This window comes from Providencia sp. PROV189, from assembly GCF_028480065.1.
GTDB lineage: Bacteria > Pseudomonadota > Gammaproteobacteria > Enterobacterales > Enterobacteriaceae > Providencia > Providencia stuartii.
Genome location: NZ_JAMPOG010000009.1, coordinates 207,934 through 226,751 on the forward strand (window position 1 = coordinate 207,934; position 18,818 = coordinate 226,751).

Annotated in this window: 17 protein-coding genes, 2 pseudogenes and 1 CRISPR repeat array; of the genes and pseudogenes, 9 read left to right on the forward strand and 10 right to left on the reverse strand. The window is 36.7% G+C overall.

The window, feature by feature from the left end:
• The first annotated feature begins 19 nt into the window (after positions 1-19).
• Positions 20-652 (forward strand): lytic polysaccharide monooxygenase, encoded by a 633-nt coding sequence (locus PR833_RS07910; protein WP_272526009.1) that lies wholly within the window; start codon positions 20-22, stop codon positions 650-652.
• 388 nt (positions 653-1,040) lie between these two features.
• Positions 1,041-1,268, forward strand: a complete 228-nt coding sequence (locus tag PR833_RS07915) for a HEAT repeat domain-containing protein (protein ID WP_004918896.1) — start codon at positions 1,041-1,043, stop codon at positions 1,266-1,268.
• Between the two features lie 471 nt (positions 1,269-1,739).
• On the opposite strand, the gene PR833_RS07920 is transcribed toward PR833_RS07915, so the two are convergent.
• Positions 1,740-2,519 carry an elongation factor Tu-B gene (locus PR833_RS07920; protein ID WP_014658151.1) on the reverse strand — a complete coding sequence of 260 codons (780 nt, stop codon included), beginning with the start codon at positions 2,517-2,519 and terminating at the stop codon, positions 1,740-1,742.
• A 394-nt stretch (positions 2,520-2,913) separates the two neighbouring features.
• On the opposite strand from PR833_RS07920, the gene PR833_RS07925 reads away from it, so the two are divergent.
• Positions 2,914-3,408, forward strand: a complete 495-nt coding sequence (locus tag PR833_RS07925) for a hypothetical protein (RefSeq protein WP_014658150.1) — start codon at positions 2,914-2,916, stop codon at positions 3,406-3,408.
• A 160-nt stretch (positions 3,409-3,568) separates the two neighbouring features.
• A CRISPR array of direct repeats spans positions 3,569-4,018; the repeat unit is 28 nt; unit sequence TTTCTAAGCTGCCTATGCGGCAGTACAC.
• A 244-nt stretch (positions 4,019-4,262) separates the two neighbouring features.
• On the opposite strand, the gene PR833_RS07930 is transcribed toward PR833_RS07925, so the two are convergent.
• A complete protein-coding gene (locus PR833_RS07930; RefSeq protein WP_004918873.1) occupies positions 4,263-4,913 on the reverse strand; it encodes a DUF4431 domain-containing protein in 651 nt (216 codons plus the stop codon).
• Between the two features lie 730 nt (positions 4,914-5,643).
• On the opposite strand from PR833_RS07930, the pseudogene PR833_RS07935 reads away from it, so the two are divergent.
• Positions 5,644-6,636, forward strand: a pseudogene (locus tag PR833_RS07935) (chitinase); the annotation flags it as partial.
• Between the two features lie 789 nt (positions 6,637-7,425).
• Here PR833_RS07935 and PR833_RS07940 read toward each other — a convergent pair.
• Entirely contained in the window at positions 7,426-8,028 is a 603-nt protein-coding gene (locus tag PR833_RS07940; RefSeq protein ID WP_014658147.1) for a DJ-1/PfpI family protein, read from the reverse strand.
• Positions 8,029-8,623: 595 nt separating this feature from the next.
• Here PR833_RS07940 and PR833_RS07945 point away from each other — a divergent pair.
• Both PR833_RS07945 and PR833_RS07950 read left to right on the forward strand, forming a co-directional pair.
• A complete protein-coding gene (locus PR833_RS07945; protein WP_272526010.1) occupies positions 8,624-8,818 on the forward strand; it encodes a hypothetical protein in 195 nt (64 codons plus the stop codon).
• Between the two features lie 59 nt (positions 8,819-8,877).
• Positions 8,878-10,055 (forward strand): IS3 family transposase gene (locus PR833_RS07950; protein ID WP_272526011.1). Its coding sequence is split into 2 segments (ribosomal slippage): positions 8,878-9,136 and positions 9,136-10,055, totalling 1,179 coding nucleotides; the frame shifts between segments, so codons are not numbered across the junction.
• 943 nt (positions 10,056-10,998) lie between these two features.
• Here the strand turns inward: PR833_RS07950 and PR833_RS07955 are convergent.
• Positions 10,999-11,259: a type II toxin-antitoxin system death-on-curing family toxin gene (locus tag PR833_RS07955; RefSeq protein WP_193450772.1), complete on the reverse strand. Its 261-nt coding sequence runs from the start codon at positions 11,257-11,259 to the stop codon at positions 10,999-11,001.
• A 716-nt stretch (positions 11,260-11,975) separates the two neighbouring features.
• Here PR833_RS07955 and PR833_RS07960 point away from each other — a divergent pair.
• Positions 11,976-12,623 carry a CPBP family intramembrane glutamic endopeptidase gene (locus PR833_RS07960; protein ID WP_158002581.1) on the forward strand — a complete coding sequence of 216 codons (648 nt, stop codon included), beginning with the start codon at positions 11,976-11,978 and terminating at the stop codon, positions 12,621-12,623.
• 218 nt (positions 12,624-12,841) lie between these two features.
• Here the strand turns inward: PR833_RS07960 and PR833_RS07965 are convergent, their stop codons facing one another.
• The 3 genes from PR833_RS07965 to PR833_RS07975 form a co-directional block, all read right to left on the reverse strand.
• Positions 12,842-12,976 carry a hypothetical protein gene (locus tag PR833_RS07965; protein ID WP_272526012.1) on the reverse strand — a complete coding sequence of 45 codons (135 nt, stop codon included), beginning with the start codon at positions 12,974-12,976 and terminating at the stop codon, positions 12,842-12,844.
• 1,701 nt (positions 12,977-14,677) lie between these two features.
• Complete coding sequence (locus PR833_RS07970) at positions 14,678-15,067, reverse strand: VOC family protein (RefSeq protein WP_014658143.1); 390 nt, start codon at positions 15,065-15,067, stop codon at positions 14,678-14,680.
• Positions 15,068-15,312: 245 nt separating this feature from the next.
• Positions 15,313-15,555, reverse strand: coding sequence for a MafI family immunity protein (locus PR833_RS07975; RefSeq protein WP_272526013.1), 243 nt, complete (start codon positions 15,553-15,555; stop codon positions 15,313-15,315).
• A gap of 104 nt (positions 15,556-15,659) precedes the next feature.
• Here PR833_RS07975 and PR833_RS07980 point away from each other — a divergent pair, with 104 nt between their 5' ends.
• A complete protein-coding gene (locus PR833_RS07980; protein ID WP_004918835.1) occupies positions 15,660-15,881 on the forward strand; it encodes a hypothetical protein in 222 nt (73 codons plus the stop codon).
• A 90-nt stretch (positions 15,882-15,971) separates the two neighbouring features.
• Here the strand turns inward: PR833_RS07980 and PR833_RS07985 are convergent.
• The 3 genes and pseudogenes from PR833_RS07985 to PR833_RS07995 all read right to left on the reverse strand — a co-directional run.
• Positions 15,972-16,645 (reverse strand): annotated as a pseudogene (locus PR833_RS07985) (IS256 family transposase); the annotation flags it as partial.
• A 127-nt stretch (positions 16,646-16,772) separates the two neighbouring features.
• Positions 16,773-17,351: a hypothetical protein gene (locus PR833_RS07990; RefSeq protein WP_014658140.1), complete on the reverse strand. Its 579-nt coding sequence runs from the start codon at positions 17,349-17,351 to the stop codon at positions 16,773-16,775.
• 114 nt (positions 17,352-17,465) lie between these two features.
• Positions 17,466-17,915, reverse strand: coding sequence for a hypothetical protein (locus PR833_RS07995; RefSeq protein WP_272526014.1), 450 nt, complete (start codon positions 17,913-17,915; stop codon positions 17,466-17,468).
• Positions 17,916-18,100: 185 nt separating this feature from the next.
• Here PR833_RS07995 and PR833_RS08000 point away from each other — a divergent pair, with 185 nt between their 5' ends.
• Positions 18,101-18,721 (forward strand): tetratricopeptide repeat protein, encoded by a 621-nt coding sequence (locus PR833_RS08000; protein WP_053110726.1) that lies wholly within the window; start codon positions 18,101-18,103, stop codon positions 18,719-18,721.
• The last annotated feature ends 97 nt before the right edge of the window (positions 18,722-18,818 follow it).

Here is an 18,818-nt window from a genome sequence, read left to right on the forward strand (position 1 = left end):
CTTTATGTCCGAGGTGATTATGAAAAATCTAATCATACCATTAATATATCCAAGTATATTAGGCACTGTATTAACGTTATTTTCATTCTACGCGAGCGCCCATGGCTATATAAGGATGCCAGAAAGTCGCGCTTATCTATGTAGCTTTAACGACTATCTTAAGGAGCCAAAAACACCATTAAACAATGATTGTGGATTAGGGCCTGAATATGAACCTCAGAGCATTGAAACTCAAAAAGGCTTTCCAGAATCTGGGCCTCCTGATGGATTAATAGCTAGCGGAGGTGGTATAGAACGTTTCAGTCCTCTTGATGTGCAAACACCTACCCGTTGGCATAAAATTGATATGAAAACGGGTCTCAATACCTTCACTTGGTATCTAACTATGGCTCATGCAACCGATAATTGGCGGTTTTTTATTACAAAAAATGACTGGGATCAATCAGCACCATTAACTCGTTCAGCTTTTGAGTTAACGCCATTTTGTCAAAGAGATGATCATGGAGCAATGCCATTGATCGAAGTGGATATCAACTTTATATGTGATGTGCCCGCTGATCATGAAGGTTACCATATTATTCTTGCAACATGGGATGTTGATAATACCCAAAATGCTTTTTATCAAGTTATCGATGTGAATTTAAGTAATTAACATTCAATTTGTTGAGAATAACACATGAATGACGTTTATAGATGAGAGCCCATATTTTGGGCTCTTATTAGCACTCTATACTCAAATAGTGAAAATACCTCTTAGCTCAGTTAATTTAACTAGCTATTAAGTTTTCCTATCATGTATTTTACTAATAGGATGTATAAAAAACCTACTTCGCCCTGATTTTAACATTAGATGGTGATTATACCGATGCCTATCCGTAGTAAATTTAGTTGCTATTGTTTATAAAATGCAAATTTCTCATATACTTTTTATTAAAGTTGTCATCTAGGAACAATGCAATAAGGAGAAATAACAATATGATGTCTATTTTGGCTGATTATAATCAGATTTTTCTTAACATATCCTAGCTAGGTATGAATAAATGAATCATTCACGACAAAAAATCATATTAAATACACTAATCCAGCTCACACAAGGAACTAATAATGAAGTTAAACTCACTGCGATATCCATCCTTGGTGATTACAAATACGCAATCCAAAATGAAGAAACCTTAAACCGATTAATAGAACTTTGCTTTGATCCTAATAAAGAGGTCGCAATTACCGCGCTTAAATCACTCGGAAAATTGTCAATTCATTTTCAATAGTTATATTTTTTGTAACCATCTGATTTTAATGTGATTCTGAAAATATCATGTTTGCTAATTTTTATCAGCGATCATTTATCTAAAGCATCAATAACTTTTTCAATTGCCGCAAACCAAATGAAATGATGCCCCATTGCTAATACCTTCGGATAGTTTCTAGCTGAGGCACCTGAGATTGATATGCACTCTATATAAAACAGAATAAACATACTGTTCTGTAAAGGATTTAAATAGGGTTTAAAGCTTCTTCGCTAAAAGAATTTTTCCGTTAAATTGTATAAGTGGCGTTTATTTCAATCAACATACTCTATTTAGCATTAATATATTGATAAATTTAAATAGTTAAATTGATAATGATACCGTTATATTTATCATAAAATTTAATAGATGATATGATACAGATAACGCTCTAAATATTTCATAACATACAGCCTGACAAATTGAATACATTAAAACTATCATGATATTTCATTATTTCTCATTCTCTAATAAAGTAATAAAAGCCATAGCTAACGTGTTATTTAATGTACCTAAGCATCGTGCGTGTAAAGGGATTAATGTTGGCTTTTCTAACTCCAATACTATGTGAGAATAATTCCCACCTCTCTTTATGGGATCTTGGCTTCGAACAGTCGCATTACCAATGACATCCTGACAAGCAAATGCCAATACCGTTCCATCAGTGATGATAGTATTATCGCTTGCTTCTTCCTTTGTAAACACATAGGCATAACTATGTATTTCAGTCATTAACGTGTTAGGCTCTGGACTAAATTTAGCCATAATATTTTTTTGTAACTGAAATTTTTCTGGAAAATCTCTTTCCCAATCATAATAAGCCCCTGTTATTTGGATTTCATACAGATCCAATAATTCGTTAACTTCCTTAACAACAAGTGTCATTAGCTTCTTAAAGTCATCATCATTAAGCATCTCTTTTGGTAAATGCTTACCATGATAATAAACTTGGACAGAATTATGACCTGATTGCCTTGCTATTAAGATGGATTCTCTAAGATTTTGAGTTGGTCCATCCGCCATGTTAATAACCAAAATAATACTGTCTTGATTAAATGCTTGTTTAACCTGCTGAATGAGTGAGTCATTCTTTCCATGAGTTACAAATGTTGCCCCTTCTAGCTCCTTAACTAAGGTATGCCTATAATCATCGCCAAGGATCATCACTGAGTTTTCAGCTGAGAATGCAAAAGATGAAAACAGCAACCCCAGTAATAAATATATTGCCTTCATTGACACGCATTTCCTCTTACTCTAATACATTAATGGTAATCTTTTCATACTAGTGTATTTTAATCAAAGATTATCTCACTTGACTAAGCAATAAATACAATGAGTCGTACCCAATATCATGGGTTAAGCGCCTCAAAAATTAGCCATCCCCAGTGTGGAAAAAATAATGACCATTTACTAAAGAGATTAATTGATAAGATATCCATGAGCAAGTTTGATTTGTAAGCCTATAAGCCCGTGTTTACGTCAATTCAGTGTGTTTTTATTTAACATACTGTTATATTTATCACTCTAGGTAATTTTAAGATATTTATGATGTTTTTATCTAACATTATGTATTATCAATATTGGCGATAATCTTATTCTAAATCCAGAATTATGAGGTCAATATTAAATGTCTAAGTTTCAATGTAGCTGCGGTCATATAATTAGGGATAATACAGATTATCTTAGTTATAAGGCTTATTACATCTCTGATCAAGACTTCTATGATTTTCTTGATGAACTAGAAGGGGAGTCTAGAGATAATTTTGCTTCTGTAGCATACAAGTATGTAAGAGATATCTATCAATGTACTAAATGCAATAATATTTTTATCTTTAGAGGTGATTTTTTTCATGAATTTCAAGCAACACAGCCTGATAGCCACTCTCTGTTGATATCTAACATGCGTGATAAATGGCCTGGATTTTTAAGAGGATACTTCATAAAAGGAAAAGGTGAGATTTATTGGGAAACAAATCAACAAAATGATTACCTCACAGGCCTTACCCGTGAACAGGTAGAGTCGACGTATTATCATAAGTTAAATGAGTTTCAATCATTGGGAATACTAAGAGATGCCTTTTTGCATGTTGATGGTGTAATGCTTCACGAATATAATCGATAAACTTTGCTGTTTTAGGTTATGTCAAATATATGGTTCCCGCATAATTTGTTTTACTTTCACTATTTGTTTTGGTTTTACAATTTCCTCTGGTGTTGCCAGCGATAGCGGGAGTTGCATCCGGAGTACACCAAAAAATCATCCATGAGTGCGATATCGCCAATTTCTAAGCTGCCTATACGGCAGTACACTTGGATTATTTTTGTTTCATCTCCACAGTCGTTTTCTAAGCTGCCTATGCGGCAGTACACATCCCTGTCGCTTTAAATAGCTGATAGTTTCAGTTTCTAAGCTGCCTATGCGGCAGTACACGCAGGTAAGCGCGGAGAACTACAAATGTTTATTTTCTAAGCTGCCTATGCGGCAGTACACGCGTCATGGTACTGATTGTTCCAGTTGATGCCTTTCTAAGCTGCCTATGCGGCAGTACACCCCCGCTAGTCGGGGTTTTCTTTTATCATCGTTTTCTAAGCTGCCTATGCGGCAGTACACGGGATCCATCAGTAGAAGAAATCACGGCTCAACTTTCTAAGCTGCCTATGCGGCAGTACACGCAGGACGGATAACAATATACTGCTGGATTTTTTTCTAAGCTGCCTATGCGGCAGTACACTATAAATTATCAGGAAAAAATCTTAGCGCAACAATAAATTACAACGATTTTATGCAAAATACCTTCATTTCTACGACATAATATAACTTATTATTTTTAAAGGGAAATTTTTTGAGCAAAAAATAAAGGGTAAAAAAAGATAAAAATATCGTACCTTCAGTCACTCATCACAAACGAATAGCAGGTTGCCCTATTTCATTTTTCTACGATACTTTATGTTTTCAGTTTTATGCCATACTGCCAATTACTTGGCCAAAACATAATGTTCAACACTGCAAAGAACCGGAGTTTTGTGATGAATATTGGTTGCATGGTATAGGTCACAAGTGATATCTACCTTTTTACCTTGGATCTCTTTTAGCTGATTAAATTGATCTGAATTTCTTGGTGCTAAATGCAAAGCACCTATCCCCCATTCAGTGGGCTCTCCCTCACTATCTTCCGGTTCTTTTGATGAGACAGAAATTATATTATCTGTTCTTAATGTTAAGAACCCATCTGGTTTTTCTAATCTAATAACGCCTCTTAACTTTACTGGCGAATTATAATAATAATTAAATTCAGATATATCTTGCTCATCTACTGGTTGGCTAGCAGCAATATTTCTATAAATAATCGTTGAGCGATGATACCAATCTAGCAAGCACGACTTTGTATCGCAATTTTTAACCCGCAATTCCCAATTCTTTTTAACTAACCTCTTAAATTCATCGCTGTTTCCAGTTACTAACTTTGCTTGCAGATAATCAACATATAATTCATCATCTGCTTTAGATAGCTCAGGAGTATTGCATATTAGTTTTTCCACATTACTCTGAGCCTTAGCACAATCAAAACTTGCAGCGTATGTGATTGAAGGGAACACAAATATTAAAAATAGAAATAATCTAATCATTTAAATTCTCTATCGCATTTTCATCGGTAGAATGATTCTAGCATTTTAACTAAAAGCGAAATACTCTATTTTTCTATCACGACTCACCACTCCAATCTCTAATTTTAGAATTTTGTTGTAATATCTTTGGCATCCCCCATAAAATAGACAATAAAGACCAAAGCAGATAAGATTCCACTTATAAACAATCATTATCATTTATAAAATAAACACTAGCTATTCCGCTGTAACCAATAATACTAGCAGAATTACCTATTTTATTTTCTTGCACGGCTCACTTGATACGTCGTTTCTAGCCTCTTGCGAACCCCTGCTAATTTGTCAACATTATCAGATTATGGTTCATCTATCCATTTCACAAAGCTAATCGTCACTCGCTTCATAAGTGAAAACCGCGGCATGATACTGACAATAAATATTGTCAATATAAATTGGAATAATAGCTATAAATAATATGTAACAATTACTGTCATAATTTATTTACTCTTTAGTGAGTCATTTGAAGATAGCCATTGCTATAAATACGCCTCCACTAATCTGAAAAATTATATATCTAAGAGCAAAACATTCTTTTTTGAAAGCATCCTACATTTTCCAGTTAGCTTGAATTTAATTTATTATTGGCAGGAAAAGGTTTCACCTTACCCTCGTTAAAAAAACGCATTATATCTTTACGCCCACCAATATTGGCGCGTGTGGAATTAATCTTACCTAAAATAACGAGGTTACTATGAGCTCAGATAACATTATCAATACACAAGTCGTAGATGACGCAGCCGCCATGCCGGATATCTCTAATAAAAAAATTATGATGGGTTTTTGGCACAATTGGGCCGCGGGTGCCAGTGATGGCTATCAGCAGGGGCAATGTGCCAATATGAATCTGACAGACATTCCTGAAGAATATAACGTGGTGGCCGTGGCCTTTATGAAAGGCGAAGGTATTCCAACCTTCAAGCCATACAATCTGTCGGATGCCGAGTTCCGCCGTCAAGTCGGAGTATTAAACAGCCAAGGCCGCGCAGTACTCATTTCCCTAGGTGGTGCCGATGCGCATATCCAATTGAAAACTGGCGACGAAGACAAGCTAACTAATGAAATTATCCGTTTGGTGGAAACCTACGGCTTTGATGGCTTAGATATCGATTTAGAGCAAACCGCCATTAGTTCAGCTAATAATAAAACAGTTTTACCTGCCGCATTGAAAAAAGTAAAAGAACATTACGCCGCCGAAGGGAAAAACTTTATTATCAGTATGGCGCCAGAATTCCCATATTTACGCATCAACGGTGCTTATCTAGATTATATCAATGCCCTAGAAGGATATTATGATTTTATTGCTCCGCAATATTATAATCAGGGTGGCGATGGTATTTGGGTTGATGAAACCACGAGCGGTAAAGGTGCTTGGCTCTCCCAAAATAGTGACGCAATGAAAGAAGACTTTTTGTATTACCTGACTGAAAGTCTAGTTACTGGTACCCGCGGTTATACAAAAATTCCACCCTCTAAATTTGTTATCGGTTTGCCTGCCAACAACGATGCTGCTGGCTCTGGTTATGTGATTGATAAACAAGCTGTCTATAATGCTTTTGCGCGTCTTGATGCCAAAAACTTGTCGATTAAAGGCCTAATGACTTGGTCGGTGAATTGGGATAATGGCAAGAGCAAGGCTGGTGTGGCCTATAACTGGGAATTTAAAACTCGTTATGCCGCACTACTCTAAAGGAAGCTACCTTGCAGCCGCTGTCACTACAATGTCATTGGCACTGACGGCCTTACTAGCTGGCAGATATAAATGGCCATTTATGTACGTGAAATGACAATATAAAGAGCCAATTTAAATAGGGTTAGTTATGTTTAAATATTTGGATAAGTATCTAACTTATGTATCTATATTAGGAATTATCATCCCATTTTTATTAATATTTTTCCTGAGAAATCCAAAATCCGTAAGCTTTTTTAGACATTCAATCCTTTTATTGCTAACCCTGATATTGGTACTTTCAGCAATATTCTTTATTCATTTACCGTGTATAGGATCTTTAGTGTTTCTTTAGCAAAGCGCATATACATAAGCCTCACTTCCGTGAGGCTTTATTTTGATGTTTTTGGTTAGTTGAGGGATCACTCAAATACTAATAATCACTGTAGCACATTGTTATATTAATCATCAGCTATGCGCAGTGATAAAAGGGGGTTGATAATAATGCTATCAAAACAGTAATACACCCGATAATATTAAAATAAGCCTTATCAAGGTCATTCATTGAGCAATATGTATAATTAAACACTCACCACGCGGCACCATTTTTTTCTATCAGCCCTGACGTTGTTCATCTATAACTGAACAATTCTGTTTTTGATTTTTCATCAATATTCAAGGTAAAAAATGACATATTTAATAAGAATAGCGATGCTATAGCACAAAACATAACCACCCGCTGAGCAGATGGTTCAGACTATTGCGCAATCCATTTCGCATTTAAAAACCAATAAAACTTATTGTAATTTAGTGTTGGGCTTCTGTAATTGCATTAACAATAATTTGTTCATATAACTCGTGTTGGTTTGCAGGTAATATCTGACGATGCATTTGTCGACGTTTGTCACTATCAAAAAGTTTTTCAGCTATCCATCCCGTTAAATATAAGGCGGATAAACAACCCCCTGCTGTACCGATATTACCACGAATAACCAGAGGCTTATCTTCAACGTCTGCTCCCATATTAATAAACGCATTTCTTGCATCGGGATGTGTCGTTGCTTGAATGTCATTCAATAATCCAAGCTTATGTAAGATAAAGGAGCCTGCGCAAATAGAACCAATGATTTGTTGCTGACTGTTAAGTTTAAAGGACTGCATAAAACTTTTATCGGCAAGTGCATTTGGCACACCTTGCTGACCGCTGCTGAATAAAACGACATCAGCTTGATTTGCAAGTGAGACGTGACCATCGGTTTCGACCTTTTGCCCAAGAGTAGATGTGTGAAAGGGTTTAGTGCCCAACACGCTAACATTCCAATCCTCACGGCAGCGACCAAAAATATCACGCATCAAAAAATAATCGATATCAGTAAATTCATCAAAAATAATAATAGCAACATTAAACATTTTTATTCCTTATTAAATAAACCGCTATTTCCATGATAAATATTTATGTTGTTAAAGGAAGCGATTGCTGAGAGGGAAGCATTTACGGATAAATTTATATCCGCACCTAAAATACCTTTGTGTATTTGCCTTGCATTTAAGATAGTCATCTATGCTGTCACTAAGCTCAATAATAAAGCGATGCATCGCCTGCCTTCGGCTTCAAATTGACATACGCCACTGTTTAGAGGCTGACTTGGTAGCGTGATAAATTACTTTACAGACAGAATCATTGTCAGGAAATTTCACTAAATACAGTGTACAGATAGGCAATTATCTTACTGAATATTTTGAATCCATCAAAAAACGATTTGTCATGAAGTGACCGCATTTTGAACGACTATCCAAACACAGTCATGAGTCAATATCGTTCTTTTCTTCAGAAATAATTCAAGAGCTAAACGAACCATAGATCATTATGAACGCCTACTGCTGACAGAGACCTGATCTTCTGTTTTGTCCTCAAAAATTGGAGAGCCAGTTGCTAGGGATCATTCACTATGACGGGTTATAAATATATAGTTATTTAAACCCTGAATTGCTAAAAGGCTTATAAATGAAGAATAAACACACCACTCAAGACTATATGCAGAAATTTATGATAAAACAAAATGAGGTGATAGTCCCTTACTTAAGGCAAGTGATTCATCCTACCGAATTAAAATCAGTATTTTGTATTTATGAGATGATTGAACAAGGTGAAAATATTTATACCTACTTAGTTAATGGAGAGATGGTTGTAGTGGCATAGTGAATTTGGTCACTTAGTTAGAGGTGATATCATCACCTCATAAGTTAACAGGTGACACTATGACAAAACGTACAAGACGACTATTTAGCGCAGAATTTAAGTTAGAAGCAGCGCAGTTAGTCCTAGACCAAAACTACTCAGTGACTGAAGCAGTCCAAGCCATGAATGTGGGCAAGTCCACTATGGATAAATGGGTTCGCCAGCTCAGAGAAGAGCGCCAAGGAAAAACACCTAAAGCTTCACCGATGACCCCTGAACAAATAGAAATTCGGGAATTAAAAAAGAAGTTGGCTCGCCTTGAAGAGCATAATGAAATATTAAAAAAAGCCACGGCTCTGTTGATGTCGGACTCACTGAACAATTCTTGATAATCAAGAAACTCAAGCAGAGCTACAGCGTAAAAACATTATGCGAAGTCTTCAATGTTCATCGAAGTAGTTATCACTATTGGCTTAAACGCCCAACGGTAATTAATGCTGAAACAGTAAAACTGCGCAGCTTGGTCAGTGAGGCTCATGCCGCAAGCAATGGCTCTGCGGGTGCGAGAACCATTGCAGATATAGTCACAAATCAGGGTGTAAATCTGAGCCGATACCGAGCGACAAAGCTTATGAGAACGCTTGGGTTAGTGAGTTGCCAAGTACCAAGACATCGTTACCGAAAAGCTTCACAAGAACATATTGAAGTTCCAAATCACTTAGGTCGTCAGTTTGCGGTTACTGCGCCAAATGAAGTCTGGGCTGGCGATGTTACGTATATTTGGACAGGTAATCGGTGGATGTATTTAGCGGTTGTTATCGATCTTTTTGCCCGCAAAGTGATTGGTTGGTCGATGTCGTTATCACCTGATTCTAGGCTAACAGGCAAAGCTCTTTCGATGGCTTATGAGTCTCGTGGTAAGCCTAAAGGTGTCATGTTCCACAGCGATCAAGGTAGTCACTATACCAGTCGTAAATACCGCCAATTATTGTGGCGTTTTCAAATAAAGCAGAGTTTATCGCGCCGAGGAAATTGCTGGGATAATGCGCCGATGGAGCGCTTCTTTAGAAGTCTGAAAACGGAATGGGTGCCAACGGTGGGTTATCGTAGCTTTGCTGAGGCTCAACAAGAGATCACTCGCTACATCATTGGATATTACTGTCAACTCAGGCCACATCAGTATAACGGTGGTCTAACTCCCAATGAGTCAGAACGATTATATTGGGAAAACTCTAAAACAGTGGCCAATTTTAGTTGACCACTACAGGTTGTTATATTTGAAATTTCTCGAATCGACCACTCTATCACTCATGACCGAACCCTCCCTATTCGTGAATACGCTCAAGAAATAAAGGGAAGGCAATGGCATAGATATATCAGGGAATTACAAGCATTCGCTGAGCAAGAAGACTCTCAAGTCAATTAAAATATCACACAATGTATTTATTTGGTGAACATTGTTAGTTAGCGTCATTAAAGAAAGAGGGGCATGCAGTATCGGTTGCACCCTCCTTTGCTCAAGATGATGGCATCCCCCTTTTCTTTATATCTGCATATGTGTAGCGATGTTGCTTTTTGTTGACTTGTTATTTTAACTATTGCTGTTCCCGTATGGCTAGTTAATATAAATCCTATTCAGACTTAAATAAGATTTATATTGTTATATTTGAACGCAATCAGCACACGGGAAAGATTTTTGATATAATCGTATATATTTTAGTGATATATCTCTTGTTAACATTATTCTTTATATCTTTTCAATACTGGATACCTTCCCTTTCTAATCAGTATCACTTATTTGCTATTCAAATAAACACTTCTGTCTTACATAATTCTGCGACCTTAAAATCATGTGCTATCTGAATAACCAATAATTTTGTTAGCGAAATGAGCAGGTTGGTCGATGATGGTATTATCTATAGCTGAGGTGATAACACCTTCGACTTTTTTATACATAGGAAAATCGCCACAGTGAACTAGTCTATCTTTATCTTGATGATTGAGATGGCTGCTGTCTCCGTTTACTCACACAATTGTCTTAAGTCAAAAGGCCTAAATCAGAAACTTAACCAACCATCTCACTCAATAAGCGAATATTCTTTGGTCGCCATTCCATTAGCCATCTCTATGACCTCATTCTTTGGGGTAGTTAACTCATAACCGTTAAGCAGTAGATAAACACAACTCGCCATCATAGCGGTTCATTTATTCGCATTAGCAACTGGGTGGTTTCTTATCCAGCTTTTAATTAAAGATGAAACAAGAACAAACATATCATCTGTTTGCTGGTAATAGTTCACATGACTTGAACTTGATTGGGATAAACTAAGATCATTGAAGTTCAATACTTCTATTGGCTCATTAAGAGTTTGCAGCACTATCAATACGCTGTTGATACTTTTTAAGTCATCAACTGGCAGATAAGTAATTCCTGCAACAAATTTCCCTGTGATATTCAGCACTCACTTTACCTTAGCTAATTTTCCATGGTTTTTTCGTGGCAAGCAAAACCAAGGTCAAATGCATTTTTAATTTACTCATCCTGAGTGTGATTTTTGCTCGTGGCTGGCCTTGGTATTGCGATTTTACTTTTATTACGAGCAGGTATATTTACTTTTGCAGTGCGTGCCCCACATCAACATCATTGTAAGCCTACGAGCTATACACCATATCTAGATATATGATAGCTATTACTCCAGATAAGAGTTAAAATTAAGTTTCATTAAGCTAATAGCATTGTTTTACATTATCATACGTATCATTCTCGCTCTGGGAGATTAGCGCCGCCTCATTACAGACGACGATATTTTGTTAGTGCGTTACTGATAAACCGTTTAGCCCATTCTTCCTGCCAAGGAAAGAGCAGTAAATGGAATATACGAGGGTAAGCCACGCTCAGGATTACGTGGGTCGTTAATCATCCCCCAATCAATGATAAATTGGGCTGGATTGTCTTTGTCACATGCTCATCATGCAGGAAATAGCTCAGTATTTTTAAATCAAATGGGAAGGAGTTGGCTTAGTCAATTCCTTACATTTAGGGGCTATTTAATATAATCCACTTAAGCGCTTCGACAATGGCAAATGAAACAAAACCAATATTTTTTGGTTTTTTATTGGTAATACATTAAAATCAACGTTTATAAACAACAAAACAATGTGGATAATAATGATATCTATGGACAGAGTTCTACACAGCTTGGTCTGCGTCAGTTTTTTTGTAGGTTGGTACTTAATTCAGTATGCCTTACTGGCATTTCCTGGAATAACCACCTATAACGATGCCTTAGCCGCTTGGCCACTATTTACGATTCTATTTATCTTACCTTATTCCCTGTTCTCTCGAGCATATTACCAGAAACGAACCGGGCTAATGCCTTTCGGCACAGTACGATTTTCAGATCTCAGGCTTCCAATAATAGCAATGGTCATATTATCTGTTGCAACTATGTTTTACGGAGAAGATGAAACATCGATACTTGAGATGCTCGCCCTATCACCATTGCATCAGTTTATTCTGGTCGTGTCAGTCGTTTTCGCAGCGCCAATTATTGAAGAAATTATTTTCAGAGGCTTTTTACTGAATGCCGGAATGGGCTACGGCCCAAATGGCAAGCATGTGATGATTATTATCACCTCTGTACTATTTGCAATGATACACCATCAATATAATTCACCTGCCACATTTATTATGATTTTTGTGATGTCCGTTATTTTTTGCCATGTCAGAATTCAGACTAATTCGCTTATGGCACCAATTATTTTGCATATGATTAATAACGCCGTGGCAATGCTTTTATTGTTTCTTTTAAACGACACCCCCTAAGGGGCATCCTGCCCCCCACTTAAATGTGACTAACACATTTTTATTTAAAATTATGGTGCTTACCCCTACGGAAAACAGGTTCAATTTAGTTTCTGCAGATAAGCACCATTTATCTAAATTACTCCTTAAAAATGCATAAATTCTCAGTGAATAAAACGTACGTAAAATAGGTGTTTTTGCATAACCTATTTTTTCGCTAAAACGGCTATTTCCAGTAATTAACCCATTAGTTTTTTATAAGCGTCGGCAACTTCTTGTGAAATCATGTTTGCAACTTCGGTTTTGATAGGTTCGCCGCCTTTGCTGGTTAATTCAGTTCGGGTTTTCACCACCCCTAAATGTTGTGTGGCCATTTTAAGCGCATCACCTTAATAGCGAGTGATTGCCTCAACGCCAAACTTCCCCTCCTTCCCCCCACAAATAACTGGCAAGATGCACCGGCTAAAGTCCCCCAATCTGGTTTAGCCATCGTGTTTATCTTCTTCGCTGATTAAAAAGCCCACTCATAAAAATAGATTTTTGATTGTCCCGCTGTCACGTCATTTCTTCTATCCACAGCAAACGTTACTGTGATCTCCAGAAAAACAACCCAAACGGTGGTATTCATTGTGTTTGATTCTCAGTATGCGCTCACTACATAAGGAATATAGATAACACATGAGGCAGCAACAATGCGCCGCACTCCTCTTATTTAACATGACTGTTTCCATAAATGAAAAAACCACTAGCGATTAGCTGATGGCTATAAATATTTAACTTATGTATACTGGCAACTTCGATTGAACAGGAACTTATCTATTATGGCTGACTTAGGAGCTGCTCTTTTTATTGCATTCATTGTTTCGTTTATTTCATTCACAGCCATAGCCCTTTATATGGATCATAAATATAAAGGTGATACTTCTATGTCTGGGTGCCTTTACTCATTTTTTGCTTCATTTTTTATTCCATTAATTATTTTTGTTACCGTATTTTTGTATAATTTCTCCTTATGAAACCTGCATCGCAAGATTAGGAATACATTATGGCTTTAGTCCCCATTGTCTTAGGTATTACTACGCTCATTCTAGGTCCCGTGTTGCTCTTGATTATTTGGCTGTCGTTTAAAGGGATAAGTTCCAAGCCAATCAACAAAAATGACAACAAATCTAGCATTGCCATTGATCTGCTTAATATGTTTCGTGTATTAGTTGGTCTATCTGCCATTTTTTTACTGATTTTTATTATCTTTTTCTTGATTACTTCATTGAATTATTAATTAACCTGAACTCGGGATAAGAAAAACAAAAAAGAAAGGAACTAAAAGCGGGTTCTGTGATCAGATCTTTCGACCAAGAAATAACTTTTCACTGAGGAACCCGCTATGCGTAATCTAGTTAATTTATTCTGTCATGTCGATGATTTTTGCAAATTATTCATGCCTCAATGGCAAAAGTAGGCTTTTAAGCCCGTATCCCATAAGATGAATGCAACGCCGCTGGCAATGCATCATGAACATCATAACATTCAAGAAAGCGCCTTTGTTTTTCAGTGGTACTTTCTAGCTATCTATGCCACTGCTTTTTTTACCGTTGCTTATTTCTAGGTTAAGTACATATCATTCGTTGGGAAGATATCTTCTTTTTAGTCGGAACAATATCACCATTCTACTGGAAGGATTTTGCAGGATATATCAGCGCCAGACGTAGATAATCAGAAATCATGCATAAAATTTCCTAACGTAAAATTTATATTCTGAACGGGCATCTGAAAATATCATGAAGCATGATTTTCATCGAAAATAAATTCATCTAGTCATTTAGTAATAAAGGTTATTTTTATTGCCAACGCGGGGACTAGCAATTTGATATAATTAATTTTTAATTATTTTAAAAGATAGATTGAATGCCCCTTTTTATTCCCTACATACATTTTTCTGGCTATCTTGTGAGCACGATTATCATTCTATTATGCTATGATAGGGTTTATTACGAATGTTGCATAAGTATCATCAATAATCAATTTATTGCAGATACTGAAACGCCAAGCAAAGATAATCTTAACCGTGTAATACACTAGCCCCATTTTCCGTTCTGTAGAACAACTCTATACCCATCACAATCACTGAATGTCACTCCCTCAATATCCCAATATGGATTAAATGATCTCACTCTATTAAATCCTGCATTATCCATTTTCAAACAAACATCAAGCCACTCTTCTCGATTTGGGATATACAGCACCAATAAATCCTCATTTGTAGGGGATGGTGATACGGGGTGCTCATGGCATTCCGTAAATTCAATATGCCAACCCAGCTCTACTTTTCCTAACATGCACCCACTAAAACCATCATGATTTGAAAATGAGCCAATTATTTCTAGCCCTAGCCCACCGCAATACATTTCACGACTTTTTGTTAAATTGCTCACTGGCCTAGCTATTCGAAAATGCTGAAAATTCATGATTACCACCTTCGTTTAGAGTTTTACGCTAACCTAATTATTCATTAACAACAGTAGCGCCTTGTCAAATATTGAACTATTAACCCAAAAATAGTTTTCATCTGATAGGTGTAACTATTAATGAGTTTTATCTACTAACGGTCAATTTGACCACCTGAAACCTTAATGTAGCACTAGGGTAATTTTATGATAACGTATTGATGTATATCCTGAGTGCTTATTTGCACTGTGGTTATTCAATTTTTTCACCTCACAATTAAGTCTTTCGTATCTAGCTGGATATTTAATTCTTCTGCTATTTCGATGAAGGAATTATATTCATCATGAGTAATCACTACATCGTATTCTTCGATATAATCACGTAACGTTTCTAAAGCTAAAGGACTTTCACAATAATTAACATATTCGACCGCGAAAATAACTCGCTCTAGTGGCAGTCTATCTTTAAGCTTTTCACCCAATTCCATTATCTTTTTGTTAGTTTTCATTTTTGGCCTATCATTTATTTTAAATTTGTCCATCAGTACGAGCTTGTAATTTCAGCGTCTCCTAATGTTACAATAACTCATGTTGAATTTATTAGGGTTAATTTATGTCACACAATAGTTCGAGATCAAAAGCCCTCAACTCTGAATTACCTTTAAATCAAAGAGCATCCCATGTTAGAAGCTGCGCTAATCATGTTTCTGCTAGACTTGGTATAACACGGGAAGAGCTATTTAAAATCACAATGAAAGCGACAGGCGTAGATTTGAATAAGCCAGAAAGCGAAAGTGATCTCATGAAAGCCTTTAGCTATTTTGAACAACTTTGATGTACCACTATTTGCCCTATTCTTTCCTGATATCAAGGGATAAAAGGAGAACTCTTGAGTATGTGTGATACACAACTGGATACGTGCCTACGGATACATGGCATGGGGGCCTTTCCGCCCGTCAACGCGCAATGGGGATATCATTCAGACCACGGTTTTTCAGCTCTGTCAGCATATTAAGCCAGAACTTTGCGCCTTCATTTTCGGTCTGCCACATATTTAATAGCTCTTTCTGGCCTTCGATATTGATACCCAGTGCTAGAAATACGAATTTGTTAATGACGAGGCTGTTCTGTTGTACTTTTAGGGAAATACAGTCAAGGTAAACAATGGGATAGACAGTATCAATTGACCAATTCTGCCATTTAACAACCTATTCCATCGCGGCATCAGTGACCTTTGAGGCCATCTCCGGCGAAACATCGGCGCCATACCGCTCTTTGAAGGCAACAGCATCCTCACGGGTGGTCATACCTTTGGGTACAGCAACAGGATCAGGTTATCCATATCGATCTATTTTTCACCAATTGCGGTTCGAAGGAGTCGTTACAATCGCGGAAAGTGCGCACCGTCGCCAGTAGAAACCGTCTTTGTCGAATAGCTATTGCAGGCACTGACGCTTACTCTAGACTGGTTTTTATCATAGCCGATGTAGTAAGTCATTTCAGCATTGAGCGCTGCTTCAATACTGATTTTTTCAGCAGGCGATCGAACTGGTTGAGATCTTCAAGGGTTTTGAGATTTTCGACCAATTCGTTAGCCAGAGCCTATAATTGTTTTCGTCCATAAAACAACCTGCTTTTGATGTTAGATTGAACATATCAAAATCAGGCAAATACACAAATTTCTAAACAGGCTCATATTACCTTGGCTTATGCTTTGACGGTCTTTTTATTTGGATTTATGGCTAGCCATCTGCTCCCTAACAAACTGATATAACTCTTGAAATTCACCATCTGCTAGAGCACTCGCTGGGATAACGGCTCCTTCACCATCAAAAGCAAAAATAAACATGTATTCTTCCTTGATATAGCATTCTTCTATATTTTGCCAAAATACCCTTATTAGAGTACCTTTCATAATACTGTCTATATATTTCCTATTAATTTTAATCTTAACTAGTCTGTCAGGATTACTTTGTTCTTTTTTCTCGTTTTTTTCTATGTAACGCTGCTCTATGCGAAATGTTATATACAGACATATCAATGAGATAATCAAGCCACAAAAGGAAAAAAAACCTAAGTCTTTAAGAACAGAAAATTCATCCAAAACTGAATAAGCCTCATATCCAATTATTAATAATACGCCCCCTAATGCAATCGATATCATTGAAAATATATTCCATAGCTTAGTGAATAACCTGTATGGCATTTTTTCTTTATCTATAACAACAGGCTGTTGTATTAGCTTTTGTATTTTCTCTACTTCCAATCTCGATAGTGAAAATTGAATCTGATAACGGCTTTTCATCAACCTTAGTTCCTTAATTAATCATGGAAAGTAAGCACCGGAATCAACAACGTGACTTGATGCTTAAATGCAATTTATTATTTATTGTTCCATTCCGCCAGCTTTTCTCTGCTACTATTTAGGGGTTGAAATATCTTGTCGGGAGTTGGTTGTCGCAGAGAGTGAAGCATCTACTAAAGTGGGTCGCTCAAGGAAAGCGGTTTCATCGACAATATAAAAACTCGCACGATCTCCCCACACAATACTATCACCACACTCATCTGATATGATTGAGTAAGTATAAGGGAATTTAATTCTCATGTGAGGTGCGTCTTTAGCCCTATCCCAACCGAAACAAAATTCAGCCGGTAGATAAGACATAAAAATACGCGCTTTTTCTAACAACGATTTAGGCACACCAATTTTATCGACGTACTCTTCTTTACAGCTACCAATGCCTACGCTGATGCCACGATTAAAATTACATACTGTGCAAGCCAATCCTACAGTTAACCAACTCATTCCCATATCACGTTTTTTTCCGTAACGCCTGGCTCCTGTGATTTCCATCGCTCCATTCGCCATTCAAACACCTACGTATAGCCAGGATTTTTAAAATCAAATGGAAATGGGATTGGCATAGTAAATTTCTTATCGTCATTACGCACTGCAAATCAAGCACCCATAATTAGTTAAAATCGATTGATAAGCTTAAAAATATCACTTAAGTTAGATAGAATAAATATAATCTTATAAGGAAATAAATTACGATGAACAAACTCGCTCTTTCGCTAATAATATCATATTGTTTTACCATTCCGTTCGCTCACTCCAAACCATTCAACTACGATGGGACTTATGGATCCGGCCTCGTCGCATTTACAGTTGTTAGCTTGCAAACTGCTATTGAAGGAACACCGGAATCTTACTACTTGCTCGGTGGCGCTTATGAATTTGGTATCGGGACAAATGTTAATATGACCGCAGCAATTAAAGCATTTGAAAAAGCCGCAGATTTGGGTTCTCTAAAAGCATTAGAGAAGCTTGGTTATATATACCACTACAGTAAGAACTACCCACATGACTACCAAAAAGCTTTTAATTATTACGAACTAGCAATCAAGAGAAACTCAGCTGAAGCATACTATGGTTTAGGCACTCTTTTCTTACATGGTAAAGGAGTTGATCAAGACGCTATCATAGCAGAACGTTACATTCGCAAGTCTGCTGAGGCTGGCTTTCCTGAGGCACAACTAGCTTTATCAATATTTTATGACCGAGGTTTTGTGGTTCCCAAAGATAAAAAGATGGCAAAATATTGGTCTAATGAAGCAGAAAAACAAGGCGTCTCTTTTTCTACAAGGCAAATGGAATATTCTATTCAAAAGTAACTAATTTGACATAATGGGTCTTATCTACACCCAAAATGTAAGAGCCATTATGTTAAATAGAATGATAATTGACATAATTATCCTGCTTATAGCCCAG

What these genes read in the sequence shown, in the direction of transcription:
- PR833_RS07910 (WP_272526009.1), top strand. Translation starts at nt 20, where the DNA reads ATGAAAAATCTAATCATACCATTAATATATCCAAGTATATTAGGCACT.
- PR833_RS07915 (WP_004918896.1), top strand. Translation starts at nt 1,041, where the DNA reads ATGAATCATTCACGACAAAAAATCATATTAAATACACTAATCCAGCTC.
- PR833_RS07920 (WP_014658151.1), bottom strand. Translation starts at nt 2,519, where the DNA reads ATGAAGGCAATATATTTATTACTGGGGTTGCTGTTTTCATCTTTTGCA.
- PR833_RS07925 (WP_014658150.1), top strand. Translation starts at nt 2,914, where the DNA reads ATGTCTAAGTTTCAATGTAGCTGCGGTCATATAATTAGGGATAATACA.
- PR833_RS07930 (WP_004918873.1), bottom strand. Translation starts at nt 4,913, where the DNA reads ATGATTAGATTATTTCTATTTTTAATATTTGTGTTCCCTTCAATCACA.
- PR833_RS07940 (WP_014658147.1), bottom strand. Translation starts at nt 8,028, where the DNA reads ATGTTTAATGTTGCTATTATTATTTTTGATGAATTTACTGATATCGAT.
- PR833_RS07945 (WP_272526010.1), top strand. Translation starts at nt 8,624, where the DNA reads ATGAAGAATAAACACACCACTCAAGACTATATGCAGAAATTTATGATA.
- PR833_RS07960 (WP_158002581.1), top strand. Translation starts at nt 11,976, where the DNA reads ATGGACAGAGTTCTACACAGCTTGGTCTGCGTCAGTTTTTTTGTAGGT.
- PR833_RS07965 (WP_272526012.1), bottom strand. Translation starts at nt 12,976, where the DNA reads ATGGCCACACAACATTTAGGGGTGGTGAAAACCCGAACTGAATTAACC.
- PR833_RS07970 (WP_014658143.1), bottom strand. Translation starts at nt 15,067, where the DNA reads ATGAATTTTCAGCATTTTCGAATAGCTAGGCCAGTGAGCAATTTAACA.
- PR833_RS07975 (WP_272526013.1), bottom strand. Translation starts at nt 15,555, where the DNA reads ATGAAAACTAACAAAAAGATAATGGAATTGGGTGAAAAGCTTAAAGAT.
- PR833_RS07980 (WP_004918835.1), top strand. Translation starts at nt 15,660, where the DNA reads ATGTCACACAATAGTTCGAGATCAAAAGCCCTCAACTCTGAATTACCT.
- PR833_RS07990 (WP_014658140.1), bottom strand. Translation starts at nt 17,351, where the DNA reads ATGAAAAGCCGTTATCAGATTCAATTTTCACTATCGAGATTGGAAGTA.
- PR833_RS07995 (WP_272526014.1), bottom strand. Translation starts at nt 17,915, where the DNA reads ATGGCGAATGGAGCGATGGAAATCACAGGAGCCAGGCGTTACGGAAAA.
- PR833_RS08000 (WP_053110726.1), top strand. Translation starts at nt 18,101, where the DNA reads ATGAACAAACTCGCTCTTTCGCTAATAATATCATATTGTTTTACCATT.